27 protein-coding genes and 1 tRNA gene are annotated in these 25124 nt (G+C 67.3%); 5 read left to right on the top strand and 23 right to left on the bottom strand.

Annotation, left to right across the window (positions count from 1 at the left end):
- Positions 1-111: 111 nt before the first annotated feature.
- The gene (proS, locus tag EV651_RS05760) at positions 112-1524 is read left to right on the top strand and encodes a proline--tRNA ligase (RefSeq protein ID WP_133782758.1); all 1413 of its coding nucleotides are present in this window, start codon (positions 112-114) and stop codon (positions 1522-1524) included.
- On the opposite strand, the gene EV651_RS41785 is transcribed toward proS, so the two are convergent.
- The 4 genes from EV651_RS41785 to EV651_RS05740 form a co-directional block, all read right to left on the bottom strand.
- Positions 1521-2504 carry a LuxR family transcriptional regulator gene (locus tag EV651_RS41785; protein ID WP_202870174.1) on the bottom strand — a complete coding sequence of 328 codons (984 nt, stop codon included), beginning with the start codon at positions 2502-2504 and terminating at the stop codon, positions 1521-1523. The two genes, proS and EV651_RS41785, sit on opposite strands and share 4 nt — an antisense overlap.
- 383 nt (positions 2505-2887) lie before the next feature.
- On the bottom strand, positions 2888-4327 hold the full coding sequence (locus EV651_RS05750; protein WP_133782756.1) for a GuaB1 family IMP dehydrogenase-related protein: 1440 nt from the start codon (positions 4325-4327) through the stop codon (positions 2888-2890).
- A gap of 112 nt (positions 4328-4439) precedes the next feature.
- Positions 4440-5159: a PIN domain-containing protein gene (locus EV651_RS05745; protein WP_133782754.1), complete on the bottom strand. Its 720-nt coding sequence runs from the start codon at positions 5157-5159 to the stop codon at positions 4440-4442.
- Between the two features lie 9 nt (positions 5160-5168).
- Positions 5169-5591, bottom strand: coding sequence for a hypothetical protein (locus EV651_RS05740; protein ID WP_133782752.1), 423 nt, complete (start codon positions 5589-5591; stop codon positions 5169-5171).
- Between the two features lie 458 nt (positions 5592-6049).
- Here EV651_RS05740 and EV651_RS05735 point away from each other — a divergent pair, with 458 nt between their 5' ends.
- Together EV651_RS05735 and EV651_RS05730 are read left to right on the top strand one after the other, a co-directional pair.
- Entirely contained in the window at positions 6050-6352 is a 303-nt protein-coding gene (locus EV651_RS05735; RefSeq protein WP_133782750.1) for a hypothetical protein, read from the top strand.
- 76 nt (positions 6353-6428) lie between these two features.
- Positions 6429-7343 carry a hypothetical protein gene (locus EV651_RS05730; RefSeq protein WP_133782748.1) on the top strand — a complete coding sequence of 305 codons (915 nt, stop codon included), beginning with the start codon at positions 6429-6431 and terminating at the stop codon, positions 7341-7343.
- 175 nt (positions 7344-7518) lie between these two features.
- Here the strand turns inward: EV651_RS05730 and katG are convergent, their stop codons facing one another.
- From katG to EV651_RS05680, 11 genes are all read right to left on the bottom strand, one after another.
- Entirely contained in the window at positions 7519-9735 is a 2217-nt protein-coding gene (gene katG / locus EV651_RS05725; RefSeq protein WP_133782746.1) for a catalase/peroxidase HPI, read from the bottom strand.
- A gap of 36 nt (positions 9736-9771) precedes the next feature.
- Positions 9772-10170 carry a Fur family transcriptional regulator gene (locus EV651_RS05720; RefSeq protein ID WP_305000116.1) on the bottom strand — a complete coding sequence of 133 codons (399 nt, stop codon included), beginning with the start codon at positions 10168-10170 and terminating at the stop codon, positions 9772-9774.
- A gap of 65 nt (positions 10171-10235) precedes the next feature.
- Positions 10236-11231, bottom strand: coding sequence for a LuxR C-terminal-related transcriptional regulator (locus tag EV651_RS05715; protein WP_202870173.1), 996 nt, complete (start codon positions 11229-11231; stop codon positions 10236-10238).
- A gap of 195 nt (positions 11232-11426) precedes the next feature.
- Positions 11427-11654 carry a hypothetical protein gene (locus EV651_RS05710; protein ID WP_133782741.1) on the bottom strand — a complete coding sequence of 76 codons (228 nt, stop codon included), beginning with the start codon at positions 11652-11654 and terminating at the stop codon, positions 11427-11429.
- A 63-nt stretch (positions 11655-11717) separates the two neighbouring features.
- Entirely contained in the window at positions 11718-12704 is a 987-nt protein-coding gene (locus EV651_RS05705; protein ID WP_133782739.1) for a hypothetical protein, read from the bottom strand.
- Between the two features lie 157 nt (positions 12705-12861).
- The gene (locus EV651_RS05700) at positions 12862-14256 is read right to left on the bottom strand and encodes a ThiF family adenylyltransferase (RefSeq protein WP_166658508.1); all 1395 of its coding nucleotides are present in this window, start codon (positions 14254-14256) and stop codon (positions 12862-12864) included.
- A 95-nt stretch (positions 14257-14351) separates the two neighbouring features.
- Complete coding sequence (locus EV651_RS05695) at positions 14352-14807, bottom strand: E2/UBC family protein (protein WP_133782735.1); 456 nt, start codon at positions 14805-14807, stop codon at positions 14352-14354.
- 1 nt (position 14808) lies between these two features.
- Positions 14809-15036 carry a hypothetical protein gene (locus EV651_RS05690; protein ID WP_133782733.1) on the bottom strand — a complete coding sequence of 76 codons (228 nt, stop codon included), beginning with the start codon at positions 15034-15036 and terminating at the stop codon, positions 14809-14811.
- A 120-nt stretch (positions 15037-15156) separates the two neighbouring features.
- Complete coding sequence (locus EV651_RS41195; RefSeq protein ID WP_166658507.1) at positions 15157-15318, bottom strand: hypothetical protein; 162 nt, start codon at positions 15316-15318, stop codon at positions 15157-15159.
- An 81-nt stretch (positions 15319-15399) separates the two neighbouring features.
- The gene (locus EV651_RS05685) at positions 15400-16257 is read right to left on the bottom strand and encodes a hypothetical protein (RefSeq protein ID WP_133782731.1); all 858 of its coding nucleotides are present in this window, start codon (positions 16255-16257) and stop codon (positions 15400-15402) included.
- Between the two features lie 232 nt (positions 16258-16489).
- Positions 16490-17371: an SDR family oxidoreductase gene (locus EV651_RS05680; RefSeq protein WP_133782729.1), complete on the bottom strand. Its 882-nt coding sequence runs from the start codon at positions 17369-17371 to the stop codon at positions 16490-16492.
- 85 nt (positions 17372-17456) lie between these two features.
- On the opposite strand from EV651_RS05680, the gene EV651_RS05675 reads away from it, so the two are divergent.
- Both EV651_RS05675 and EV651_RS05670 read left to right on the top strand, forming a co-directional pair.
- Complete coding sequence (locus tag EV651_RS05675; protein ID WP_133782728.1) at positions 17457-18029, top strand: TetR/AcrR family transcriptional regulator; 573 nt, start codon at positions 17457-17459, stop codon at positions 18027-18029.
- 50 nt (positions 18030-18079) lie between these two features.
- Positions 18080-18877 (top strand): endonuclease/exonuclease/phosphatase family protein, encoded by a 798-nt coding sequence (locus tag EV651_RS05670; RefSeq protein ID WP_202870172.1) that lies wholly within the window; start codon positions 18080-18082, stop codon positions 18875-18877.
- Between the two features lie 200 nt (positions 18878-19077).
- Here the strand turns inward: EV651_RS05670 and EV651_RS05665 are convergent.
- The 8 genes from EV651_RS05665 to EV651_RS05625 form a co-directional block, all read right to left on the bottom strand.
- A tRNA-Ala gene (locus tag EV651_RS05665) sits at positions 19078-19150 on the bottom strand.
- A gap of 73 nt (positions 19151-19223) precedes the next feature.
- Complete coding sequence (locus tag EV651_RS05660) at positions 19224-20024, bottom strand: hypothetical protein (protein WP_133782724.1); 801 nt, start codon at positions 20022-20024, stop codon at positions 19224-19226.
- 97 nt (positions 20025-20121) lie between these two features.
- A complete protein-coding gene (locus tag EV651_RS05655; RefSeq protein WP_133782722.1) occupies positions 20122-20739 on the bottom strand; it encodes a GNAT family N-acetyltransferase in 618 nt (205 codons plus the stop codon).
- The gene (locus EV651_RS05650; RefSeq protein WP_133782720.1) at positions 20739-21227 is read right to left on the bottom strand and encodes a molybdenum cofactor biosynthesis protein B; all 489 of its coding nucleotides are present in this window, start codon (positions 21225-21227) and stop codon (positions 20739-20741) included. Before EV651_RS05650 ends, EV651_RS05655 begins: the two co-directional genes overlap by 1 nt.
- On the bottom strand, positions 21224-21742 hold the full coding sequence (moaC, locus tag EV651_RS05645) for a cyclic pyranopterin monophosphate synthase MoaC (RefSeq protein ID WP_133782718.1): 519 nt from the start codon (positions 21740-21742) through the stop codon (positions 21224-21226). The genes EV651_RS05650 and moaC overlap by 4 nt, the downstream gene beginning before the upstream one ends.
- 166 nt (positions 21743-21908) lie before the next feature.
- Positions 21909-23129, bottom strand: a complete 1221-nt coding sequence (glp, locus tag EV651_RS05635) for a gephyrin-like molybdotransferase Glp (RefSeq protein ID WP_133782716.1) — start codon at positions 23127-23129, stop codon at positions 21909-21911.
- 77 nt (positions 23130-23206) lie between these two features.
- Entirely contained in the window at positions 23207-23680 is a 474-nt protein-coding gene (locus EV651_RS05630) for a GNAT family N-acetyltransferase (RefSeq protein ID WP_133782714.1), read from the bottom strand.
- A gap of 2 nt (positions 23681-23682) precedes the next feature.
- A complete protein-coding gene (locus tag EV651_RS05625; RefSeq protein WP_166658506.1) occupies positions 23683-25068 on the bottom strand; it encodes a UTP--glucose-1-phosphate uridylyltransferase in 1386 nt (461 codons plus the stop codon).
- Between the last annotated feature and the right edge of the window lie 56 nt (positions 25069-25124).

The following is a 25124-nucleotide window of genomic DNA, read 5'->3' as shown; positions in this document are numbered from 1 at the left end:
CGTCGGCTCATCTCTCTCCCAGCTCCCGGTGCCCGCCAGGGCGCCGGGAGCTGCTTGTTCTGCTGAGGAAATGCGTGGCCGCCACCGGATCGCGTTCCTACACTGGCGGGCATGACAGCGACCCGATCCGTGCTTGCCGCGCAGGCAACGGACTTTCCGCGATGGTTCCAGGATGTGATTGCCAAGGCCGAGCTCGCTGACAACGGGCCGGTGCGGGGGACCATGGTGGTGCGACCGTACGGGTACGGGATCTGGGAACTGTTGCAGGAGGCAATGAATCGGCGGATCAAGGCGACCGGGGCGCAGAACGCGTACTTCCCGTTGCTGATTCCGGAGAGCTACCTGCAGCGCGAGGCCGAGCACGTCGAGGGTTTCAGCCCGGAGCTCGCGGTCGTGACGCATGCCGGCGGCAAGCAACTCGAGGAGGCCGCCATCATCCGGCCGACGTCGGAAACCGTTGTCGGCGAGTATCTGGCCAAGTGGATTCAGAGCTACCGGGACCTCCCGCTGCTGCTGAACCAATGGGCGAACGTCGTCCGCTGGGAGCTCCGCCCACGACTGTTCCTGCGCACCACCGAATTCCTTTGGCAGGAAGGACATACCGCGCACGCCTCCGCCGAGGACGCCCGCGCCTTCGCGACGAAGATCCTGTACGACGTCTACCGAGACGTCATGGTCGACGTGCTGGCGATCCCGGTCGTCGTCGGCCGCAAGACGCGGCGGGAACGGTTCGCGGGCGCCGTGAACACGATGACGCTCGAAGCGATGACGGGTGACGGCAAGGCCCTGCAGATGGGTACGTCGCACGAGCTCGGGCAGAACTTCGCGCACGCATTCGGCATCGGATACCTGTCGAGCGAGGGCCGGCGCGAGCTCGCGTGGACCACCTCCTGGGGCAGCAGTACCCGGATGGTCGGCGGGCTGATCATGGTGCACGGCGACGACGCGGGCCTCCGGGTCCCGCCGGCGGTCGCTCCGGTGCAGGTCGTCGTACTCGCGGTCAAGGACGAGGCGATCGCGGCGGCCCGCGGTATCGTCGACGAGCTGACAGCGGCCGGTCTGCGCGTCACGGTCGACGACCGCGCCGACCAGCCGTTCGGGCGGCGCGCGGTGAACTGGGAGCTCAAGGGCGTCCCGATCCGCATCGAGGTCGGCCCCCGCGACCTCGCGGCGGGCAACGCAACCGTCGTACGACGATTGCGCGACTCTGCCAAGGCCGCGGTCAACCTGACCGAACTCACGGCCCACGTCGCCGCCGCCATCGAGGCCGACCAGGCACACCTGCTGGCCGATGCGACCGCCAGGCAGACCGCCCGCATCACCGCCACCTCCACCATCGACGAGGCGATCGAGGCTGCCGCGTCCGGCTGGGCGCGCATCCCGTACGACGCCGTGGGTGAGCAGGGCGAGGACCGCCTGGCCGAATCCGGCATCACCGTCCGCTGCCTGCAACGCCCGGACGGCTCACTGCCGGTGGACGACGACGAACCGGACCTGGTCGCCTACGTGGCCCGCTCGTACTAGCGGGCCAAGTACCTGCGGACGTCGTCGGCCACCTGGGAGCGGTAGCGGAAACCGTACTTGCGGAGGATCGCGCTGAGATGGGTCTTGATGGTGTTGAGGCTGACGCCGAGCTCAGCCGCCAGCTGGTCGTTGTCGAGACCGTCGGTCAGCAGGACGGCGACGGCCTGCTGGGCCTTCGTCAGGCTGGTGAACCGGCGCTCGGGGCCCTCGTCGGTCTCCATCAGCATCTCGATCAGCTCGGACTGGATGTGCTCAGCGGCGTCGACGATCCGCTCCAGGTGCCTGTGCACGGCGCTAGCCACGTCCGGCTCGTCCAGCGCCTCGGCCGCGATCTCCCGGATCGACGCGACCCGGTGCGTCAGGTACTCCATCACGTGGTCGGACGTCAGCAGGTTCGGGCCGACGTCGCCCGCGGGCAGCCGGCGTAACGACTCCCGGTCCTCCCCCTCACGGGTCAGTACCCGCTCGACCACCTCGCACAGCCACTCGAACGCCCGCACCGCGTTGTCGTCGTACGACCCGCGCTCGTAGCTCTGCATCGAGAGCATCCCGAACAGCTGATCGGGCCCGTCCTTGCTGGGCCGGAAGATCGGCACCGTCACCGCGTCCTCGGACCGTCGCTTCAGGTCCCCCACAGGTACGCCGGCGTGCAGCGTGGAACCGTTGTCGTAGGCGAACCGGTAGGTGTGCCGGTGCTTGATCAGCCAGGCCGTCTGCCCGTTCGGCCCGAAGATGTGGGTGTCCGGGTTCACATACTCTCCGTCGTCGTACCCGTACGGGTAGCGCACCCGGCTGCTGCCTTGCAAGAACCCGACGTAGAAGGCGTCGACGCGCGCGATCTTCCCGGCCACCACCCGGACATAGTCGTACAGGCTGTAATGGTCGGACCGGAACAACGCTTCGATCTTGTGGTATGCCTCGCGCAGGATGATCGCGGTCTCCGCGTCGATCCTCAGCGGGGCGACCTTGTCTGCCTCCACAACGTCGGCTCCCCACACACACCTCTGCTGTATCGATCACTCGACTATCGCGCCGTACCAGCGACTTGCCAAGTGATGCAGCCGAACATGTGGTGAAAAACCGGTCGTGGGTGGTACTTGCAGGCTCCCGAGTCGCCCTCCCAAGCCTCGGCCGAACCCCAGCACCACCCACGACCACGAGCAGGACACCAATACCTGTTGAGCCCCCGCGTCGATCGGTCCCGCCGCCCCCGGCGTGACCCCGACCCCCCGACGGTTGGTTCGGTGCCCTTCCTCCCCCTGTTGACTACACAGTGCCACCGATCGCCCAGCGTGACCATCGCCCGGCGCATGATCTTGCCAGGCCCGGAGTCTCACTCCGGGGATGAGGACGTTGTAGTCGATTACAGCCAGCTGGTGTCGAGCGGCTTGCCCTCGGCGTACCCGGCGGCCGTCTGCAGGCCGACGACGGCGCGCTCGTGGTACTCGGTCAGGTTGGCGGCGCCGACGTACGTGCAGGAGCTGCGGATGCCGGACACGATCGAGTCCAGCAGGTCCTCGACGCTCGGGTTCTCCGGGTCCAGGTACATCCGGGCGGTCGAGATGCCCTCCTCGAAGATGCTCTTCCGGGCCCGCTGGAACGGCGAGTCCTCGGCGGTCCGGGACCGGACGGCGCGGGCCGACGCCATCCCGAAGCTCTCCTTGTAGATCCGGCCCTGACTGTCCCGGTGCGGGTCACCGGGCGACTCGTACGTACCGGCGAACCAGGACCCGATCATCACGCTCGACGCCCCCGCGGCCAGCGCGAGCGCGACATCACGCGGATGCCGTACGCCGCCGTCCGCCCAGACGTGCTTGCCGAGCTCGCGCGCCCTGGTCGCGCACTCCAGCACGGCGGAGAACTGCGGACGCCCGACGGCCGTCTGCATCCGGGTCGTGCACATCGCGCCCGGGCCGACGCCGACCTTCACGATGTCCGCCCCGGCGTTCACGAGGTCCGTGACACCTTCGGCGGTGACGACGTTCCCGGCCACGATCGGCACCTGCGGGCCGAGAGCGCGAACCCGTTCGACCACCTCGAGCATCCGCTCCTGGTGACCGTGCGCGGTGTCGATGACGAGGACGTCCACGCCGACGTCCAGCAACGCCTTCGCCTTCTGCTCGGCATCGCGGTTGATCCCGATCGCGGCGGCCACGCGGAGCTTGCCGTTGGCATCGAGGGCCGGTTCGTACAGCGTGGCGCGAAGGGCGCGCTGGCGGGTGAGGATGCCGACGATCCGGCCGTCCGCGTCGACGACCGGCGCGAGTCGGTGGCGGCCGTCGTGCAGCTGATCGAATGCCGTCTCTGGGTCGATCCCGTGCGGAACCGTCAGTAGCTCGCGGGACATGACCGCATCCAGCTGGGTGAACCGGTCGACGCCGGAGCAGTCGGCCTCCGTCACCACACCGACCGGCCGCCCCTGGTCGACGACGATCACCGCGCCGTGGTTGCGCTTCGGCAGCAGGTTGAGCGCCTCGCCGACGGTGCCGGTCGGCGGCAGGGTCAAGGCTGTGTCGTGGACCGGATCCCGTTCCTTGATCCAGGCAACCACGTCCGCGACCACATCGACCGGGATGTCCTGCGGAATCACCGCGAGACCACCACACCGCGCGATCGTCTCGGCCATCCGCCGTCCCGACACTGCGGTCATGTTCGCTGCAACCACCGGAATCGACGCCCCGGTCCCGTCCGACGTCCTGAGATCCACATCCAGCCGGGACGCCACCCCTGACCGGTTGGGCACCAGAAACACGTCACTGAAGGTCAGATCTCCCGCCGGCTCCCGATCATGGTGAAACCGCATGCCAGACCCCTTCCACCCGTATCCAAACCCAGCCAGCCTGCCACGCCCCCCACCAGATTGAAAGCAACCAGCCCACCCAACCGCCTCCGCCACCGTGGGCCGGTCCCTCGGCTCAGATCTCTCGATCGGCTTCCTTTCCGGTAGCTCGCACAGACTTGGGACCTGCTGGCTGCACAGGAGGCTGCTGAACTGCATCGACCGGCGAGACCACGCCACTTGTCGCCGTCTGCACCGCACGAACTGTCTGCAGGCGATGATGCGAACCTCGTGCGTGCTCAGGAAGTACCTCGTTCAACTTGTGACCGAAACCTTCGAGATCCGATCGCGACGCCATCACGTCGACAAGTTCAGGCATCGTGCAAGGCTCCCGGCGATTACGCGCGACCATCGACTCGAGGGCGGCAACCACCCGGTCGGGGAACCGCGTGAGCAGGTGGTTCAGGAATTCCGAGGTTCGCTCGACCTTCATGGCATCACGCCCCGTCGACGACGGCCAGAAATCCTTGGTGTTCTCGGTGACCAGCACGGTCGCCCTGGAGTGAATCGCAGCGGCGAGAACATGCTTGTCCTTCTCGTCAGCCTGCATCTGTGGCACCAAAGCTTCGTACTCGGACGTCATCGCCGCCGGGAACACCTGGTTCATACGCGCGAACCGGGCATCGATCCGCTCCTCGGGCAGACCCTCCGGACGATTGCGCTTGACCTCCTCCAATACCTGGGCAGACCACTTCGGCGTGAGCAGACGCGCATGCGCCAGCGTGAGGATCACGTCAGTGGTCAGCTGCCCATGCAGCACACAGGCGTCGAGAAACGCGCGGGGCCGGTCCGCCATTCTGGCAGTTCACCGTCTCGGGCCGGCGTCGTCGTCCCACGGCTCTTCGGCCGCCAACTCCTGCAGCGCTTGCGCGCGTTCGGCATCGACGCGGGAACTCAATGCGAGAACGTCAGCGAGCTGGACCCATTCGACGTACTGGCTCGATCTGAACGGAAGGTCACCGCGGCTCGCGTAGAGCCGTAGCTCCTCGCGGTCCATGTCGACGGCGTCGGCCGCGTCGTCGATCGGCAGTTCGGTCCGTAGCGGGGTGATCTGAACCGCGAACCCCTCGCGCAGCGCCGCCTCCACGAACCGCAATGCGTCGTAGGCCTTGGGGGGCACTTCACGTCGATCTCCACCGGCCCCGACCAAGGCCGGTCCGCCGGACGCGACCGTCCGCTCACCTTCTCCGAGCAAGAACACCTCAGGCCGTCCCGGCATCACATCCATACCGCGAGTCTATGGCGACACCACCCCACAGATCCGGGTTATCCACAGCCACAGACCGCCCTCGAGGCCGAGCACGCGCTCCGTTGCAACAACCTGCAGAGCTGTGGATTATCTGGCCCGATGAACACCCTCCGTATGCGACGCTCAACTCGCCAGCACCAAAGAACGGAGTCCCTATGCCGCGCCGCCCGGCCCTCGGAACCACCACCGCAGCCCTCTGCGCCCTCGTGGCGTTGACCGCCTGCCAAGGCTCTCCGGATGCGGGGCAACCGAACACGGCCCCTCCGCCGTCCACCTCATCCCCCACGCCATCATCGCCTCCGACACCTACCGACTCCTCTGCGGCACAGGCAGCGGCGGCTCAGGCGGGCTACCGCGCGTATATCGCGGCGAAGGTCGCAACCGCTGCCAGCGGCGGGACGGATGTGACAGGACTCTCCAAGGTCGCCACCGGCGTCATGTTGAAGACTGAGTTGAACCAGGCAGCGACCTACAAGGCCCGACGGTGGCATGCAATCGGGCAGATCGAGGTGGTCTGGACGAAGCCAATCAAGATCGGCGCCCCTGCTGCCAGTGGTCAAATCAGCGAGGTAGCAGTCCGGGCCTGCCTCGATGCGTCCAAGGTGACCGCGGTAGATGCACAAGGCAAAAGCGTGAAAGAGTCCGGCACACCAACTCGCTGGCTCGACGACATGCAAATGCACTTCGACGGTAACGCCTGGAAGGCGTCCAAGGGAATGAATCAGGCGGCCAAATGCTGACTACCACTCTCGCGGCAGCCGCACTCGTTTCCTCTGCCCTGCTTGCCCCGACCAACCGCACGACCGACCCGCTACCATGCCGAAAGACCTCATCTCTGGCAAATGCGAGCTACAGGTCTCTGACGACGGAGTCCCACCCAAGTCATCCGTCAAGACGACGCCCGGAAGCAAGAAGCCGGGCGGATCTGCCTGTGTGTTCGAAGGGCAGGTTGTGCCGTGTCGGACTGCGAACGGGTTCTTTGATGCAAAGTCCGGGTGCTATCTGACACAGATCGATGTCCCGTTCCTGATGGGCCCATACCCCGACTACCCGCCAGGCACGAAGTTCTACAAATGCTGGGTGATTCTCGATGTCGTCGATGGCAAGCCGGAAGGGATTGAAAGGACTCTATCTGAGGTCCGGGAGCCGGGTGAGACGCGGACGATTGATCCGCGAGTTGCGGCTCAGCAGGTCGTGAAGACGATGAACTTCGTGGCGCCGCAGTTGCGGGTTTCGCCGTACGTGCAGAGTGCAAATCGCGTCGGGATCGTCAACGTGCCGATTTGGATGTGGGTGTCCGATCCCGGGCCGACGACGACCGGGCCTCAGACCAAGACCGCGGCGCTCGGTGGTGTCTCCATCACCGCGACCGGCACCGTCGACCGGATCGAGTGGTCGATGGGGACCGGCGACACCGTTACCTGTCAAGGCGCCGGCACCGCGTTCACCCGGGAGATGGCGGCTGGCAAGTCCCTTAAAGACATGCCCTCATCCCCTACGTGCGGCTACAAATACACGAAGGCCTCCCGCTGCGAGAAGTCCGGCGCGTACAACGTCACAGCAACGGCGTACTGGACCGTGCACTGGACCGGTGGCGGTATGCAGGGCGACATTCCGCTCGACTTCAGCCGCTCCATCCCCCTTCGGATCACCGACCTACGCCCGGTCCTCGTCGACCCGGACGGCGGCTCAGCACCCCCATCAACGGCTCCTGGGACCTGCACCAACTGAGGCGCGACCACCTGCAACAAAGGTCGATCAAGGGTTGGGGAGGGTTTCTTCCCGAATCGGGGGAGAAACCCTCCCCAACGTCGGCTTTAGCCCACCAGCAACTGGCGCGCGGCCGGTGGGTCGGGGGCATGCGAAACCGGCTCCCCCTGGGTGAGGGGGAGCCGGTTCGTCGGGTTCAGCGGTGGAGGTCGAAGCGGTCGAGTTCCATGACCTTGTGCCAGGCGGAGACGAACTCGTTGACGAACTTCTCCTTGGCGTCGTCGCTGGCGTAGACCTCGGCGAGGGCGCGCAGTTCGGAGTTCGAGCCGAAGACCAGGTCGGCGCGGGTGCCGGTCCACTTGACCTCACCGTTGACGGTGGCCTCGAACGTCTCCTGGCTCTCGTCCGTGGCGTGCCACTCGGTGCCGAGGTCGAGCAGGTTCACGAAGAAGTCGTTCGTGAGCGTGCCCGGGTTGTCGGTCAGTACGCCGTACTTCGAACCGTCGTAGTTCGCACCGAGAACGCGGAGGCCGCCGACCAGGACCGTCAGCTCCGGAGCGCTCAGCTTGAGCAGGTTCGCGCGGTCGAGCAGCAGGTACTCGGCCGGGAGCCGGTTGCCCTTGCCGTAGTAGTTGCGGAACCCGTCCGCGACCGGCTCGAGCGCGGCGAACGAGTCCGCGTCGGTCTGCTCCGCGGAAGCGTCCACCCGACCAGGCGTGAACGGTACGACGACGTCGTACCCGGCGTTCTTCGCCGCGACCTCCACACCGACACCGCCGGCGAGGACGATCACGTCGGCCAGCGAGACCGGCTTCCCGAACGACTGCTGGATGCCCTCGAGCGTCCGCAGTACCTGCGCGAGCTCGTCCGGGTTGTTGACCTCCCAGCCGATCTGCGGCTGCAGGCGGATGCGCGCACCGTTGGCGCCACCACGCTTGTCACTGCCGCGGAAGGTCGACGCGGACGCCCATGCGGTCGAGACCAGCTGTGCGACGGACAGGCCGGACGCCGCAATCGCGGCCTTCAGCGCGGTCACGTCGGCGTCGTTGATCAGCTCGTGGTCGACGGCCGGCAATGGGTCCTGCCAGATCAGCACCTCGCTCGGGACCTCGGGGCCGAGGTACCGCGCGACCGGACCCATGTCGCGGTGGGTCAGCTTGTACCAGGCACGCGCGAACGCGTCCGCGAACTCGTCCGGGTTGTCCTTGAACCGTCGCGAGATCTGCTCGTAGATCGGGTCGAAGCGCAGCGACAGGTCGGTGGTCAGCATCGTCGGCAGCTTGTTCGGGCCGTCGTACGCGTCCGGGATGATCGCCTCGGCGTTCTTGGCGACCCACTGGTTGGCGCCGGACGGGCTCTTGCTGAGCTCCCACTCGTAGCCGAACAGGATCTCGAAGAAGTCGTTCGTCCACTGCGTCGGCTTCGTGGTCCAGGTGACCTCGAGACCGCTGGTGATCGCGTCCTTGCCCTTGCCGGACTCGTACGTGCTCTTCCAGCCCAGGCCCATCTGCTCGATCGGGGCGCCCTCGGGCTCCGCGCCGACGTTCTCCGCCGGGCCGGCGCCGTGGGTCTTGCCGAACGTGTGCCCGCCGGCGATCAGCGCGACGGTCTCCTCGTCGTTCGTCGCCATCCGGCCGAACGTCTCGCGAATGTCGCGGGCCGCTGCGACCGGGTCCGGGTTGCCGTTCGGGCCTTCCGGGTTCACGTAGATGAGACCCATCTGGACCGCACCGAGCGGGCGCTCGAGGTCGCGGTCACCGGAGTACCGCTTGTCGTCCAGCCAGGTGGTCTCCGGACCCCAGTACACGTCGGTCTCCGGCTCCCACACGTCCTCGCGACCGCCGGCGTACCCGAAGGTCTTGAAGCCCATGGTCTCCAGCGCGACGTTGCCGGTGAGGATCAGCAGGTCGGCCCAGGAGATCTTCTGGCCGTACTTCTTCTTCACCGGCCACAGCAGCCGGCGGGCCTTGTCCAGGTTGCCGTTGTCCGGCCAGCTGTTCAGCGGCGCGAACCGCTGCTGCCCGGCGCCCGCACCACCGCGGCCGTCGTGGATCCGGTACGTGCCGGCGCTGTGCCAGGCCATCCGGATCATCAGCGGGCCGTAGTTCCCGAAGTCGGCCGGCCACCAGTCCTGCGAGGTGGTCAGTACTTCGGCGATGTCCGCCTTCACGGCGGCCAGGTCCAGCGTCTGGAACCCCGCGGCGTAGTCGAACTCCTCGCCGAGCGGGTTCGCGACGGCCGGGTTCTTGGCCAGGATCTTCAGGTTCAGCTGGTTCGGCCACCACTCACGGTTGGCGTTCCCGCTGGTCGGGTGCACGCCCTGACCGTGGTTCACCGGGCAGCCACCGGTCTCGCCGTCGCCGCGGCTCTCCGCGGTGGCCTCGCCGGGCAGGGGCTCATGGTTCTCGGACATCAGAATCCTTCCAGGACTGGACGTTTTCAAAGGAAGTCAGGTACGTCGTGCGCAGTCCGCGCACCGGCCCCAATAGATGACCTCGGCCTCGTCGATCACGAACCCGTGGTCGTCGGACGCGGTCAGGCAGGGCGCATGCCCGACCGCACAGTCGACGTCGGCGATGGCGCCGCACGACCGGCAGACAACGTGATGATGGTTGTCACCCACACGCGATTCGTACCGCGCCACCGATCCCAGCGGCTGGATCCGCCGCACCAGGCCCGCCGCTGTCAACGTGTGCAGCGAGTCGTACACCGCCTGGTGCGACGCCTGGGGCAATTCGTTGCGCACGGCACCGATAATCGAATCGGTATCCGCATGCGGATGCCCGTACACCGCGGCCAGCACCGCCAGCCGCGGCCGAGTCACCCGCAACGAAGCCCCACGCAACAACCCCCGAAGCTCCTCCACCGCCGGCACGCCCCGCAGTCTTCCCTCTTTTCTGGAATGAGTCAAGATTAGCTGACGCGATTCTCAATCTGAGACATCAACGGGCCAGGTAGCGACGTACGTCCTGGGCGACCTGGATGACTCTCCATCCCGTACTTGCGCAGGATCACCCCCAGGTGCGACTTCACCGTCGGCAGGCGCACTCCGAGCTCGGCCGCGAGGGCTTCGTTGTCGAGGCCCTGGACCAGGAGAAGCGCGACTCGCTGTTGCGCCTCCGTCAGCGACAGGAACCGTCGCTCCGGACCGTCGTCGACCTCGAACATCATCTCGATCAGCTCGGACTGCGTCTGCTCGGCGGTCCGGATGATGCCCTCGAGATACCCGTGCAGCGGTTCCGCCGCTGCGGCCGGTTCGTCGATCGCCTGGTCGGCGAGTCCGCGCAGGACGGCGATCCGGTTGGAGAGGTACTCCATCACGTGATCGGAGGTGAGCAGGTTCGGCGTATCGTCGCCGGCCGGTAGGAGGCTCAGCGCCTCCCGGTCCTCGACCTCCCTGGTCAGCACCTGCGCGAGCGCACCGGCGAGCCACTCGAGCGCGCGGACCGCGTTGTCGTCGTACACCCCGGGCGTGTAGCTGTACGTCGCCAGCATCCCGAACAAATAGTCGCGACCGTCTTTTGCACGCCGGAACATCGGCGCGATCACGCCGTCCTCGGACTGCCGGCTCACGTCTCCACACGGGATCCCCGCATTGAGCGTCGCACCGTTGTCGTAGCCGAACCGGTACGTCTGCCGCATCCTCAGCAGCCAGGCCGTCGGCCCGCTCGGCCCGAAGATGTGGCTCGACGGGTCGTCGTACTTGCCGTCCTCGTATCCGTACGGATACCGCACCCGGTCCGATCCCTGTAGGAATCCCACGAAGAACGTGTCCACCGGCGCCACCTTCGCCGCCACCCCACGCACGTAGTCGTAGAGCGCGTAGTGGTTGCCCGGCGGCAGCGCCTGGATCTTGTGATACGCCTCCTGCAGGATCAGCGCCGTACCAGCATCAATCCTCGCAGCCACAGTGCCGCTCCCCCGACCAGCCCCCACTATCGCAAGCCCCAGGCTCGGCCGCGCACGCACCGGCGTGTCAGGCCGATGCCATTCCCCAGGTGGACTCCCCGCATGCCGTGCCCGTCACCGCCCGACGGCCACGCCCGCACCAACATCCCGAGCGGCCGAACAACCCCGGCGGCCCGCTGACTAGGTGGATCTCCGCTACAACCGGTCTCCAGGCCGCCAGGCGTCCTCCGATCGATTGTCATTCCTCAAGGTCGGATAGTCAGACTTGATCTTCTGAATATGCCTCTGCGCATTCTGAATCGTCTTCAGCGCACCGTTCTTCTCGTACGCCTCGACGTACCGCTGCCACTTCTCCACATGCTCCCGCACCGCCCGCCGCTGCCCATCGAGCTTCTCCCGGGCCCGCGCCAAATTGTCAGCCATCAACCCCACCTGTCTCCTTCAATTCGCTGATTCCGAGCACGGTTCGGGCATGGGTGATCGCCGTTATTCCGTGCGAATGAGTTTGCCGCTGATGCCCACCCGGTAGGACACGGCATTGCCGGAGTCCGTGTCGCGGCAGGAGTACTGGATCGGCTCGATCCGGGTGCTGGTGCTGTCCGCTTGGGCTGCTTGGCCTGCTGTCATTGCACCGCGAGGGCATCGCGCTGTCCACACCAATTTGCCCGTGGCGGCGTTCAAGGCTGTCAGTTTTGTCTGCTCGTCCTGGCCGGACTGCTCCTGGCCCCAGTACTCCGGGACCACCACCAGTGGTCCGAGTTGCATCACCTCACCGGCGATCGAGCTTTCCCCCGGACCCGCCGGGATCTCGTGCGTCCACGGCCGCCGTACGGTGCTCAGCGGAAAACCCAGCACGTAGTTCCGGCTCTTCGCGGGAACGACGGCTTGCGTGGTCACGACGACGACATAGCTCGCCTTCGCTGCTGTCGCACCGGTGAAGCCGAAGGCGGACTCGATCCCCTGACCGGTCGGCAAGGTGTATCTGTACAGATGCCGCCAGCCGCGGTAGAAGTCGATGGCTGCACAACGGTTCCCTCCGAACATGCCGCCGCCGTCGGGGGCCCACTGACCAGCGAGATAGTGCACTCCACGGATGGGAATGGTCGTCGGCGTACAGGCACCAGGAATTCTTTCCTGGTAGGGAAACTCTCCGGTGGCTAGTGTCGTCGACGATCGACGTTCCGAGTCGGACCAGGCCGACCGGGCGACGGAGAATCCCGCGACCGTGGCCACCGCCAGCAGCAGACCTATCGACGTCGCCCAATGGCGGCCGCGCAGGCTGCCGGTCAACAGAACTATCGCCACCACTGCGCCGACGACAACCAGCCCACCCAGATAATCCGCCTTGAAGTACGCACCGGCAGTACGAACGCTGTTGTCGAAGACCGCGGGGTCATGCGGAGAGAACCATGTGTCCCTCAGCACCCCTCTGCCGATTCCCCACGGCACCAGGACCGTGACAGCCAGCACCACGCCCGCTCCGACTGTGAGGAGGTCGAAGCCTCCACCGCGCCGCACTTGGGCGCCCGGCGCTGGCGCAGGCCGGACAGGCGCCTGCGGCACCGCTGCGGGGCCCGCAGGTGCGGCCGGAAACTGTACCTGCCGCGGCCGGCGCCCGCGGGAACTGCTGTTAGTCGGGATCGGTTCCGGCACCACTCGCTCCGACCGCCTCGAACCGCGAGGGTACGCCGCTCCGCCCCGATGCCGTTGCCCGGTGCAGCGGGGCCAGATCTCCGACACCTACCACCCCGCTCGGACCGCAGGTCGGACAGTCAGCCCCGGTGCTCGTGCCGGCGGTGATCGACTTCTGCGCCAGCGCGTCGTACATGATCAGGCTCACTTGCCGACCTTGACCTGACCGCGGACCGGCCAGGAGCCGCGCCACTTCAGCGACCTGCATCGATGCCACGACGCCATTGAGGAAGATGACGGATGGCGCGATCTCCTCCGTCCCGTAGCCAAGGTCACGCTCGTACTGCTGTACCTCCGGCGACGCCAGGTCGAAGGCGGCCCGGTTCGGGTCGATGAACCCCCGGCATTCCAGGCACCCGCGACCGGGGACGACGAGCTGGACCTGTCCGCCCACTTGGGCCGGACGACCGTCCGCACCCATCCGGGCGCCCGTCCCGGCGTCGAGGAGCGGGACCAGGTACCGGATCGCCAAGTGGTTGAGGGTGAGCCTGGCACCATGGTTGTCGACGCAGCCCAGGAGCACGTCCGCGGACTTCGCCCTGTCGAGCGCGGCGGGGCTGAGGATGTCCTCGGCGATCGCGACCACATCGACGTCCGGCGCCACCCGTTCGATCTGCTCCGCGAGTACCTCCACCTTCGGGCGGCCGATGTCTTGTGGCCCGGCACCCAGGAGCCTATTCAAGTTCGTCTCTGCGACTTCGTCGGCGTCGATCAGGACGAGACGGCCGATCCCCAAGTACGCGAGCTCCCAGGCCGCGAACGATCCGAGGCCACCCAGGCCGACGACGCCGACCGTTGCTTTTGGGAACGCGGCCTGCCCCCGGCGTCCTACCAGCGGCACCTGCCGGCTGCGCCGACCATCGGCTTCGGCAGGCGCCTCCTGACGTCTGCTGGTGATGTCGAGGTAGCGGAGTGGATGCTCCGCACCGTCCGTAGCGCCGACGAGGGTGATCCGTTCGACCGGCAGGATGTCGCCGGATCGCCGTTCGTAGTAGTGCGCATCGAGACTGCGGCGGCCGACAACCATCGTCGCGTGGTGGAAGGGCGCGGGCAGCATCGCGGCCAACTGCGGCATCTTCACCCGGTCGTTGCCCCAGTCGATACCACTGAACGTGGTCCGATTGCTCCGGTCGAACGGATGCGAGTGAACCTCGATCAGGCTCCAGCCCTCCTGGCGGCATCGGGTCAGCATGGCCGCCACGAAACCGCCGGTCGGGCCGATCCCGCCGGCGGACTGATAGCTCAGATCGTCGGGGCCGGCGACCACCAGCTCGCGGCCGACGAGCTTGACCATCGGTCCCGTGATGCTGTGCGAGGCGAGGATAAAAGCCATCTGTTCGTCCTCCCGGATGGAGGAGGCCGTCAGATTCGCGAATAGGTGCTGCAGGAGGCCATCCCACACGCGCGCACTCAACACCAGCTCCATGGTCACTGCCTCAACCGCTTGTGGTCATGGAAGGCGGCGAGAATCAGGTTCGCGTAGCTCAGCAGCGTATGCCCACGGCCCAGCGAGAACGCATCGGCGGGCCGCCACCCATCGATGTGAATGCAGAAATGCCCCCAGCCCTTGTCCGCGTACTCGCCGTTGCCCTGTGGACCTGCCTCGAAGAAGTGACCGATGGGACGGCCGTCGTCGGTACGCAGGTCGTGGTCGACCCAAAACCATTGCGGCGCGACCGACGGATAGCCCGGCGTGGCGGACGGAACGTCGATCAAGATGTCGACCGTACTCTTATTCCAGCCCCGCGGCAGCGTGAACTTCTCGATGTAGAGCCAGGTGCCGTCCTGGCGATCGAAGCGGGTCGGACCGAACCGCTGGGCGATCAGGGTTGCTTCGGCCTGCAGCCGCGAGACCCGGGCGGCCGTGTCGTGATCCCTCGCCACCTCAGCGCTCCAGGCCGGAGACGCCGTAGTGGAAGCTCGGCGTCACCGAGAAGCTCTCCGCGTCCTTCGGCAGCAGCTCATGATCGGCCACCTGGACGACCTCGCCGCTCGCCTTGTTGGCCATCACCCAGTCGCCGGCATCGGCGTTCACGTACTGCTTCAGGTGGGTTGCCGTCGGCTTGTCCTCGTTCATCTGCACCATTTGCCCGTTGACCATGTACTGGCCCATCGCCCGCCTCCTACCGCAAAGAGCATGCTCGACAGACCGCCTTCCCGGGATCGGGAAGGCGGCAATACCAGAGATCGCCGCTGCCGACGTCGGCAGCGGCGAGCGTTCGGCTACGATCCGCTAGCGCCGGTCAGCGTATTTCTCGAAGACCTTCTCGCGGTTGTTGCACTTGTCTGCGCGGTTCTGGCACACGTAGTAGACCCACCGTCCTTGCGGCTGGTCGTCCTCACGCTCGGCGTACATGTAGTAGCCGCAGACCCGGCACTTCATACCCTGAGCCACTGCGTCCCCCTCAAGGCTTTGACCTTTCCTGCACGGCACGTTTCCCCCCGAGCCACACCAAGCATCGAGCGGCGGTAACGCTCAGTCAACGGCCTTAGGGAGCGACCTGAGTCTCTCTACGCCTGGTGCCGGGCCGACGCCGGCGTTCAGGGCTTCTCGCGACGTCAGTCCGCTGCTTTCGCTGGTATCGATGACGCCGAGCGTGAATGCGACCACGGCGTCTGCGAACAGACTGGCATCGTCCGAGCTGCATGCTTCCATCTGTTCGTCCTGTACACGGGAGCGCAGCAGGAACCCGTCCAGCATCGACTGGATCGTCAGCCCATACCGCTCGATGGTCCAGCCGGGACGCATCCGGACACCGAAGGCTGCGAACAGTTTCGCGTAGCCCTCGTACCACGGCGCCAACGCCCTCAGCATGTCCTCGACGATCGCGGCCTTGAGTTTCGGATGCTGCTCCAATAGGGGCCCGATATGCAGCAGAAGGAACGACCGCGGGTACGACAGCAGACTCGCAAGCATCGCGTCGCAGAACTGCGCGATTGCTTGAGCGACATTCTCGGCCTCCGTCAGACTCGCCATGTCGGCGAGCTGCAACGCCGGATTGGCGTTCGGCGCGTCCCGGTACAGCATCGTGTGAATCACCGCGTCATTGACGAAGTCCTCCTTGGACTCCCACCGATTGTCGAACGACTTCCGGCTCACTCCCGGCTGCCCACCGTCCCGCGCGAGGCGAACGACATCTTCCTTCCGCAGCCACTCCAAGGTCGCCGGGAAGTCAATCGAACTCAACCGCCGCGGTCGCTCATCGGGCGATGTCACAAACATCGCATCGATCAGCTGAGCCGCAGCATCAAGGAACTGCTTGGCACTGGCATCATCAGTTACGGCTTTAGGTCGTGGCACTACGAATCCCCCTCCGCAGACTTCACGATCCACTACACCGCCCTCACCCCGCACTGTCCATCATCCGAAGGATGACTCCCACCCTCACGACGCCGCGTGCTGCGAAGACCCAACTTGGCGCCGCCCTGCACGAGACCGCGGATACCACCGAACTCCCAGCCCGCCTGGCTGCCGCTCAGTACCGACCAGGCCTTCGATCTCCGGAGCGGCGGCCTGGGCGATCTGTGGCACAGCACCCCGTTGCCGCAAGCAACGAGGTGGCTCATCACGCCTCGATGTTCTCCAGGTCCTCGAGGAGGCTTGGGTGTTGGGGGTGCCAGTTGAGGGTCTGGCGGGTGTGGGCGCTGGAGGAGGGCTGGTCGGTGACGAAGATCGGGCCGAGCGGGCCGTACGTCGCCTCGGGGACAGACTCGACCGGTAGGCCGAGGCGCCGGCCGATGACCGTTGCGATGTCGCGTACGGCGTCACCCTCGTCGTCGACCGCATGCCAGGCGGTCCCGGCCGGCGCGTTCTCGAGGACCAACCGGAAGAGAACGGCGGCGTCGAGTGCGTGTACGGCGGGCCAGCGCTGCGTGCCGTCACCGGGATACCCGGAGACACCGGTCTGGCGCGCGATCTGTGTGAGCAAGCCGGCGAATCCGCCGTCGCCCTGATTGTGGACAGTGCGCGGCATGCGGACAGCCGCACTCCGGACACCGCGCGACGCCAGCGCCAGCGTCGCCATGACGGAGCGGCCGCGACCACCGACCGGTCCGTCGAGGGGCAGCGGGTCAGCTTCCGTAGACGGTCTGCCGGGCACCCACGGCGTACCCGACACCGTGACGAGCGGACGGTCGCTGCCGACCAGCTCATCCCCCAAGGTCTGCAGTGCGGCGCTCTCCTCGGCGACCCCCGCCGCCAATGCCTTCGGGCTGCTGAAGTCGTTGCTGAAGGCAAGATGAATCACACCGTCGGACTTGGCCGCGGCGGTACGCAGCACGTCCAGGTCGGCAAGCCCGCCACGAACCGTTTCCGCGCCGGCAGCTTTCAGCGTCGCTTCGGAAGAGTCGGAACGCGCGAGGCCGAGGACCGTGTGGCCGTTGTCGAGCAACTCGCGGACGACGGCCGATCCGATCAGCCCGGTACCGCCGGTGATGAAAACCTGCATGAGACGCTCCTCGATGTCATGGGACCTTTGTCTCGTCACCGTAGCACTCGACGGGACAAAGGTCCCATCACCTAGAATGGGTCTCATGGCTCGATGGCAACCCGGTGCGCGTGATCGGTTGGTCCTGGCCGCGGTCGATCTGTTCGCCGACCAGGGGTACGACGCCACGACCGTCGCCCAGATCGCCGAACGCGCCGGTGTCACCAAGAGCACGTTCTTCCGCCACTTCCCCGACAAGCGAGAACTCCTGGTAGCCGGCCAGGAAACCCTCGGCCGCCTCCTGGTCGAAGGCATCACCACAGCCCCCGATTCCGCCACCCCACTGGAAGCAGTAGCAGCCGGCCTGGAACGCGCTTCGAACGAGATGGGCCCCCTGAACCGGGAGCTGGCCCCCCGCCTCAAAGCAGCCATAGCCGTCAGCACAGAACTCCAGGAACGCGACGCCCTGAAAACCGTGGGCCTGGCCAAGGCCATGACAGACGCCCTGAAATCAAGAGGCGTCCCAGACCCCCTGGCCCACCTAGCAGCCGAGCTAGGAGTCCTAGCCTTCAAACAGGGCTACGCCACCTGGACAGCCCTAGAACAAGACGAAGCAGGCCTGGCCCCCCACGTCCTCAAAGCCCTAGAAGCCCTCCGCACAGCAACAACCTCCCTCTGACCAACCCAACCGGAGCGCAGCCAGCCCAGCTGGGTACGATGTGGCGCACCATGACCAGGCGTCTGACCGTCGCGACCCTGAACGTGCGTGGGCTTCCGCTGAAAGGCTCCAGCATCGCCGAGCGGTTCGCCGCGATCGCGGCTGAGCTCGACATCGGCGACATCGATCTTGTCTGCCTGCAAGAGGTGTTCGGCTACCACCACCTCGCACACCTCCGGAAACGGATGCCGTCCTTCCCGCACATCGCCTATCGGCCATCGCTGATCGGCCCGGCGGGCGGTCTGGTCACGTTGTCACGGCTGCGACTGGCCGGCGCGACCTATGCCCGCCTTCCGTGGTCGTCGCGTCACTCAGGAATGCCCGTTCGCTCGCGGCTCAATGCCCGCCACAGCGGGATGCTCTCCGTTCGACTTGCCGACCGCGGGGTCCGCGTGCTCAACATCCACCCGACGGCCAACACCGACGGCGACTGGTCTGAGCAGAATCGGTTCCATGAAATGCAGCGCGATCAGTTCAGTGCTCTAGCGCAGGCGGTCACGGCCGAGAACTCGCCGGCGGTCGTGTGCGGAGATTTCAACGTCAGCCAGGCGAGCACGCTGCACCGCGAACTCCAGCAGCGGTCCGGCCTGCGCGACGCGTTCGACGGCCGGTGCCCACCGACCTTCCACCCCGAGTACCTTGCACCAGGCAACAAACCACACTGCATCGACTTCATCCTCGTCGCTGAGACGATCGGCGTGGACGAAACCGACCTTCTGTTCACCGACAGGCGCGTCCTCCCCAGCGGTCCGACCTACCTCTCAGACCACATCGGCCTACTGGCCCGCCTCCAGCTCCCCGACCGCTGACGAGTCGCGGGCGCCGAGTGAAGTGGAGGCCACCCTCGCCTGACCGCCCAACCTGACCACAGGAGCCGAGCGGAGCGAAGGCGCAGGGGGTGCGGGTGGCGGAGCTCCCGCCGGCGGCGAGCGGAGCGCAGCCGCGCAACACGACGAAGGCGAGGCGGTCAGCGCAGGTTCTGCGCGACACACCTCGCCTATCGGCTTCGTGGAGCTGAGGGGATTCGAACCCCTGGCCTCTTCGTTGCGAACGAAGCGCGCTACCAACTGCGCCACAGCCCCAAAGCTGGTCGCCGGGTTTCCCTGGCGACCGCGAAACTCTAACACGTAGAGGCCCGCAGACTAAAACCGGATATCAGTCGCCGACGGCCCGCTTCACCTCGACCTCTTCGGCCGGCTGGGGGGCCGGCGCTTCGGCTGCCGCGGGCTTCTCGGACGGGTCCGTCGTACGGGCGCTGGAGAAGACTTCGTCGTCGGTGAGGGAGATGGTCCGGACCGTCCGGTCGGGTGCCTTCTCCTTCATGACGTACGTCGGAAGCGTGACCGGCACCGGGTCCCACAGGCCCTCGGCGGCCGGCTTCTCCTCCCTCGTCGAAGCAGCGGCGGGCGTCGGTGCGGGCTCGGCGGGGAGCTTGACCTCGATGGTCATCTCCTCGTCGGGCGACGGCGCGGGCTTGCCGGCCGGGCCTCGGTCGTGGCGAGCTTGCGCGCGGGCACGACGTTCGGCGGCGGCCTGCATCCGCGCGCGGGCCTGCCGGCGCAGCTGCACCCGGGTGAGTACGACGAAGCCGGCGATCAGCGTGCCGGGGATCGCCACCGTCCACCACGGCAGCATCCCGAGACCGGCGAGCGCCACGACGGACAGCAGTGAAAGGGTCAGGATCGACAGCACCCGCCGACGGCGCATGGCGGCCACCCGGCGGGCTCGGTTGGGAACGTAGCGCTTCGGTGGCGACGAGTCGTCAGTGGCAGTGGTTGCGGCCGGACGTACGACGTACCGGGTCCGCGACGGGTCGCGGGACAGCACGCGCGCCTCGTCGGACGACGGCACGACCGGACGGCGCCGCGCCTCTTCGCCCCGCTTCAGCCACATCGGGACGAGGTAGGCGGCCCACGCGGCGACGATCGCCACATAGATCAGCCCTGTCGTCCCCATGCGACGACGCTAAGGTGCGGATAGGGCCAGATGGGGAACGTGGCACGGTGTGTCGCAAGAAGACTCGTGTGACTGATGTGAATAGCACGCAGCGTAGTCAGGGCAATCGCGCTACGAGACCGGGTCCGACCTCTTCGACGTTGAGCGCGAAGATGCGGTGATCGCGCCAGTCGCCGTCGATGTGCAGGAACCGCGGCCGCTCGCCTTCGAACCGGAAGCCGAGCTTCTCGACGACGCGCAGACTCGCCTTGTTCTCCGGGCGGATCGCCACTTCGATCCTGTGCAGGCCAAGGGTGAACCAGCAGTGGTCGGCAGCCATCGCGACGGCGGTGGGGACGATGCCGCGACCGGCGTACTGCTCGTCGACCCAGTAGCCGAGGTTCGCCCAGCGCGCTGATCCGTAGGTGATTCCGGACACGGTGAGCTGTCCGACCAGCGGCCATTTCGATCGTGCGCCGGCACCCGCCGCACCGCCGTACGTGATGACGAACGGCAGCATCCGTCCGTACCGCGCTTGCCGGTTCCAGTCGCGCGCCATCGCGCGGAACGTTCGCGCGCCGTCGTCCGCGCCCGGGGGCTGGGTCGCGTCCCAGGGCCGCAGCCAACTGACGTTCCGCTGGCGCGCAGCGGCCCACTCGCTTCCGTCGCCGGCCCGCAGTGGCCGCAAGCCGACCTGCCCGTGCTTGAGCTCCACAGGCCACTGCACGACTGCCATCAGTCGACGTCCGTCCGCACGTGGTCCCCACCGTGCACTTGCTCGACCGCATGGCGCAGCAGCGGCTCCAGTACGGCGAGACCGTCCTTCACACCGCCCCGCGAACCAGGCAGGTTGACGATGACCGTCGTACCCGCGACGCCTGCGAGCCCACGTGACAGCGCAGCCGTCGGTACGCCGTTCGCCACGCCATACGCCCGGATGGCTTCAGCGATTCCCGGTATGACCTTCGACAGCACGGCAGCCGTCTGCTCGGGTGTCTCGTCGGTCGGCGAGATCCCGGTGCCACCTGTCGTCAGCACTACGTCGTACGACGCCTCGACCGCCGCCCGCAGCGCCTCACCCACCGGGGCACCGTCCGGGACCACTTGAGGTCCTGAGACGTCAAAGCCCCAGTCGGCAAGCCGCGATGCGATCAGCGGACCTGTGGTGTCCGTGTAGACCCCAGCGGCCGCCCGGTTGGAGACGCTGACGACGAGAGCCTTCACGGCCGCTCCCAGTGCCCGGTCTTGCCGCCTTCTTTCAGCTCCACCCGTACGTCGGTCAGCACCGCAGCCGGATCCAGCGCTTTCACCATGTCGATCACGGCGAGGCCGGCGACGGCGACGGCGGTCAACGCCTCCATCTCGACGCCGGTCCGGTCGGTGGTCTTCACCTGAGCCCGGATCAGTACGGCGTCGTCCGCGACCTCCAGGTCGACCTTGGCCCCGGTGATCGCGATGGGATGGCACAGCGGGACCAGGTCCGGCGTCCGCTTCGCGCCCATGATCCCGGCGATCCGGGCGACGCCGAGCGCGTCCCCCTTCGGCACGCCGTCACCACGCAGCGCCGCAACGACCTCGGCCGAGACAAGAACCTTGCCGCTGGCAACAGCTCGCCGGACCGTGGTGTCCTTCGCGGACACGTCCACCATCCGCGCGGCCCCGGTCTCGTCGACGTGCGTCAGCCCGCCCGGTCCCGGCGTACCGGAGCCGGTGGTCGTCGCGCCCGGGTCCTGCGTCATCCGGTCTCCTTGTCAGGGGGTGTCTGATGGTTCCACGCCGTCGCGAGGAGGTGCTCGGTGCGGTGCATCGGCGTGCGGGGGCGAAGGTCTCGATGCGGAGCATCGTGGCCTTTGCTCCCGTGCGGCGAGGTGCCGTGCCGAGTGCCCCGCAGTAGGCGTGGAACCATCAGACATCCCCTAACAGCATCAGCTCGACGTGATCGCCGGCGCGGACCGAGGTGACGTCCTCGGGCACCACGATCAGTGCGTTCGCGCGGCTCAACCCGCCGAGCAGGTGCGAGCCGTGCCCGCCGACTGTACTGGCCATCCAGCCCTCGTCGCCGGAGGTGGCCGCAGCGCGGACGAACTGCCGCTTCCCCGCGGGCGAGCTGAACCCGTCCAGCGTCACGCCGGGAACCAGCGCCCGCCGGTACGGCATCTGCCCCATCATCTTGCGCAGCGCCGGCCGGACGAACACCTCGAACGAGATGTACGCCGAGACCGGGTTGCCGGGCAGCGTGAAGATCGGCACCTCGTCCTCACCGATCACGCCGAACCCCTGCGGCTTTCCCGGCTGCATCGCGACCTGCGGGAAGTCCACCGTGCCGAGCTTGGAGAGCTCCTCCTTCACGATGTCGTACGCGCCCATGCTGACGCCGCCGGTGGTGATGACCAGGTCGGCCCGCACCAACTGGTCGGACAGCGTGTCCATGATCCGCTTCGGGTCGTCGTCGACGATGCCGACGCGGTACACCACCGCCCCGGCGTCCCGCGCGCACGCCGCCAGGGTGTAGCTGTTCGAGTCGTAGATCTGCCCGTCGCCGAGCCGACTCCCCGGCTCCCGCAGCTCGGCCCCGGTCGAGACCACCACGACCCGTGGTCGCGGACGCGCCTTCACCCGGGCCCGCCCGACAGCGGCGAGTACGGCGATCTGTCGTGGACCGAGGACGGTGTCACGGTCGAGCACCTGCGCCCCGGCCGTCACGTCCTCGCCCGCGCGCCGTACCGAGGCACCGAGCGACGGCTGCTGCGTGATCCGCACGTTGACGGTCCCGCCGTCGGTCCACTCGACCGGCACGACACTGTCCGCCCCACGCGGCATCGGCGCACCGGTCATGATCCGCACACAGGTCCCAGGGGTCACCACGATCGGCTCGCTGCGGCCGGCCCGGAACTCCCCGACCACCGGCAGCCTGATCGGGTTCTCGTCCGAGGCCCCGGCCAGGTCACCCGCCTGAACGGCGTACCCGTCCATGGCGGAGTTGTCGAACCCGGGCAGGCTCACCCCCGAGACGATGTCCTCGCAGAGCACCAACCCGACCGCGTCCATCAAGGGCTGGTCGAACGCCGGCAGGGCCGCCACCCGTCCGAGTACGACCTCTAGATGCTCATCCACACTCCGTCTCACGAGCTCGACCCTAATCCACGGCTCGCACGTTTCGACGCCAAGTTCCGGACGGGTGCGCGAAGAAGTCCGGTTGGGGTCTAGGTGGGGTCCGATTCCGGGTGGTTGCCCCAGACCATGCGGACGTCCGGGGCGTGTTCCTCGTTCGCCGAGCCGTCGGTACGGCGTACCGCGCGGAAGTCGTGCCGCAGGTAGAAGGCCTGCGCGCGGGTGTTGGTCTGGAACGTCCACAACGCCAGACCGCCGGGGCGAAGATCCTTGGCGAGGTCGACGAGGGCGGAGCCGATGCCCTGGCCGGCCGCCTCCGGGGCGACGTACAACTGGTCGAGGTCGTCGCCGTCGAGGGTGAGGACCGCGACGATCCGGCCGTCGTCGAGGGCGACCCAGGTCTGCGCGTCAGGGAGCAGCACGTCGGCGAACCACGTGGCGACCTGCTCCGCGGTATGGATCGCCGGCGGCAGCTGGGAGTCCTCGGTGTGCCGTGAGCGCCACCAGACCGCAGCGGCCTCGTCGGTGTCGTAGGGCTCCAGCGGCCGGACGAGCAGGTCGCCCACGCTCAACGCAGTTCGGTCCCGTCCGGGATCACCCGGCGCTCACCGTCCGGCGCGGTCACCTCGACGTCGCCGATCACCACCACATCCTTGCCGAAGGCAACATCGCCGCGCACCGCCAGCCTGTCGGCCCGGACCAGGGACGGCGCCCCGGCCGGGAACCGGGCGTCGAAGTCGGCGAGGATCTTGAAGTACTCCGGGTCCAGATCGACGTACGGCTCGTCGCCCTCGTGGGTCGTGGTCAGGTCGCCGGTCTCGTCGAGGTCGTACACGTCCGAGCGCAGCACCAGCAGGTCGTTCGTCGTCTTCACCGGCTTGAACCGGCTGCGGTCCACGATCACCGCCTGCGACCCGTCGAAGGTCTCGATCGCGGTCCCCATCCCGGTCTCCAACTGGATCACCTTCGGCGAGGACGGGTCGGCCGGGTCGACGGTCTTGCGGTTCACGAGGATCGGCAGCCCGAGGATCCCGTCGTGCCCGTCCATCAGCTCGGCGAGCCGGTCCAGGTCGATCCACAGGTTGTTCGTGTTGAAGGTCCGGTGCCGGGTGACGTCCTGGAAGTACTGCGTGTCCTCGTCGGCCACCTGCGCACTGTCCCGCAGGATCAGCCGGCCGTCGGACTTCCGCACCGCGACGTGCCCGCCCTTGCGGTCGGACCGCGTCCGCCGGCAGACCTCCATCCCGAACGGTACGTCGTGCTCGGCCATCCAGGCCGCGATCCGCGGGTCCGCGGTGGCGCCGAGGTTGTCCGCGTTCGAGATGAACGCGTGCCGGAAACCGTGCTCCCGCAGCGCGTCGAGGGTGCCCGAGGCAACCAACGCGGTGAACAGGTCGCCGTGCCCGGGCGGGCACCAGGCGAGCTCCGGGTCCGGCTCCCACTCCGCCGGCGTCAGGTCGTCGGCGAGCAGCTTCGGCTCCATGTTCTGCAGGAAGTCGAGCGGCAGGCCGTCCACCGCGAGCCCGTCGTACTCGCTGAGGATCTGCAGCGACTCGGACTTGGTGCGGAACGAGTTCATCAGCACCAGCGGCAGCGGTACGTCGTACGCGCGCCGGGTGCTCAGGATCTGGCGGGCGATGATGTCCAGGAAGCTCAGCCCGTCCTTCACCGGCAGCGCGGACTTCGGGCCGGTGACGCCCATCGACGTACCGAGGCCGCCGTTGAGCTTGATGACCACGGTCTCGGCCAGCGCGGCGCGGAGCGCGTCCGGGTCGGTGTCCAGGTGGTCCAGGTGTGGCAGGTCGCCCACCGGCTCGATGTCGTCCTCGCGGATCTTTCCTTGCTGTCCGGACTCGAGCAGCCGGTAGTAGTGCGTGAAGACACGTATCGCGACGTCGGCAGCACCGGCGGCGCGCATCTTCTCCTGCGCTTGTCTGAGACCCACCTCACTCATGCACCAACCCTAGGGGACGGCAGCCAATCCCTGTGTTGCGCGCGTCACGCTCCCGG

The sequence above is a fragment of the Kribbella sp. VKM Ac-2571 genome, from assembly GCF_004362255.1.
Classification (GTDB): domain Bacteria; phylum Actinomycetota; class Actinomycetes; order Propionibacteriales; family Kribbellaceae; genus Kribbella; species Kribbella pratensis.
This window is presented reverse-complemented; position numbering and strand designations above follow the sequence as displayed.

What these genes read in the sequence shown, in the direction of transcription:
- EV651_RS05625 (WP_166658506.1), bottom strand. Translation starts at nt 25,068, where the DNA reads ATGAGTGAGGTGGGTCTCAGACAAGCGCAGGAGAAGATGCGCGCCGCC.
- EV651_RS05710 (WP_133782741.1), bottom strand. Translation starts at nt 11,654, where the DNA reads ATGGCTGACAATTTGGCGCGGGCCCGGGAGAAGCTCGATGGGCAGCGG.
- EV651_RS05660 (WP_133782724.1), bottom strand. Translation starts at nt 20,024, where the DNA reads ATGGGGACGACAGGGCTGATCTATGTGGCGATCGTCGCCGCGTGGGCC.
- EV651_RS05730 (WP_133782748.1), top strand. Translation starts at nt 6,429, where the DNA reads ATGCCGAAAGACCTCATCTCTGGCAAATGCGAGCTACAGGTCTCTGAC.
- proS (WP_133782758.1), top strand. Translation starts at nt 112, where the DNA reads ATGACAGCGACCCGATCCGTGCTTGCCGCGCAGGCAACGGACTTTCCG.
- EV651_RS05740 (WP_133782752.1), bottom strand. Translation starts at nt 5,591, where the DNA reads ATGGATGTGATGCCGGGACGGCCTGAGGTGTTCTTGCTCGGAGAAGGT.
- moaC (WP_133782718.1), bottom strand. Translation starts at nt 21,742, where the DNA reads ATGACGCAGGACCCGGGCGCGACGACCACCGGCTCCGGTACGCCGGGA.
- EV651_RS05690 (WP_133782733.1), bottom strand. Translation starts at nt 15,036, where the DNA reads ATGGGCCAGTACATGGTCAACGGGCAAATGGTGCAGATGAACGAGGAC.
- EV651_RS05680 (WP_133782729.1), bottom strand. Translation starts at nt 17,371, where the DNA reads ATGCAGGTTTTCATCACCGGCGGTACCGGGCTGATCGGATCGGCCGTC.
- EV651_RS05655 (WP_133782722.1), bottom strand. Translation starts at nt 20,739, where the DNA reads ATGGCAGTCGTGCAGTGGCCTGTGGAGCTCAAGCACGGGCAGGTCGGC.
- EV651_RS05675 (WP_133782728.1), top strand. Translation starts at nt 17,457, where the DNA reads ATGGCTCGATGGCAACCCGGTGCGCGTGATCGGTTGGTCCTGGCCGCG.
- EV651_RS05745 (WP_133782754.1), bottom strand. Translation starts at nt 5,159, where the DNA reads ATGGCGGACCGGCCCCGCGCGTTTCTCGACGCCTGTGTGCTGCATGGG.
- katG (WP_133782746.1), bottom strand. Translation starts at nt 9,735, where the DNA reads ATGTCCGAGAACCATGAGCCCCTGCCCGGCGAGGCCACCGCGGAGAGC.
- EV651_RS05735 (WP_133782750.1), top strand. Translation starts at nt 6,050, where the DNA reads ATGTTGAAGACTGAGTTGAACCAGGCAGCGACCTACAAGGCCCGACGG.
- EV651_RS05700 (WP_166658508.1), bottom strand. Translation starts at nt 14,256, where the DNA reads ATGGCTTTTATCCTCGCCTCGCACAGCATCACGGGACCGATGGTCAAG.
- EV651_RS05750 (WP_133782756.1), bottom strand. Translation starts at nt 4,327, where the DNA reads ATGCGGTTTCACCATGATCGGGAGCCGGCGGGAGATCTGACCTTCAGT.
- EV651_RS05670 (WP_202870172.1), top strand. Translation starts at nt 18,080, where the DNA reads ATGACCAGGCGTCTGACCGTCGCGACCCTGAACGTGCGTGGGCTTCCG.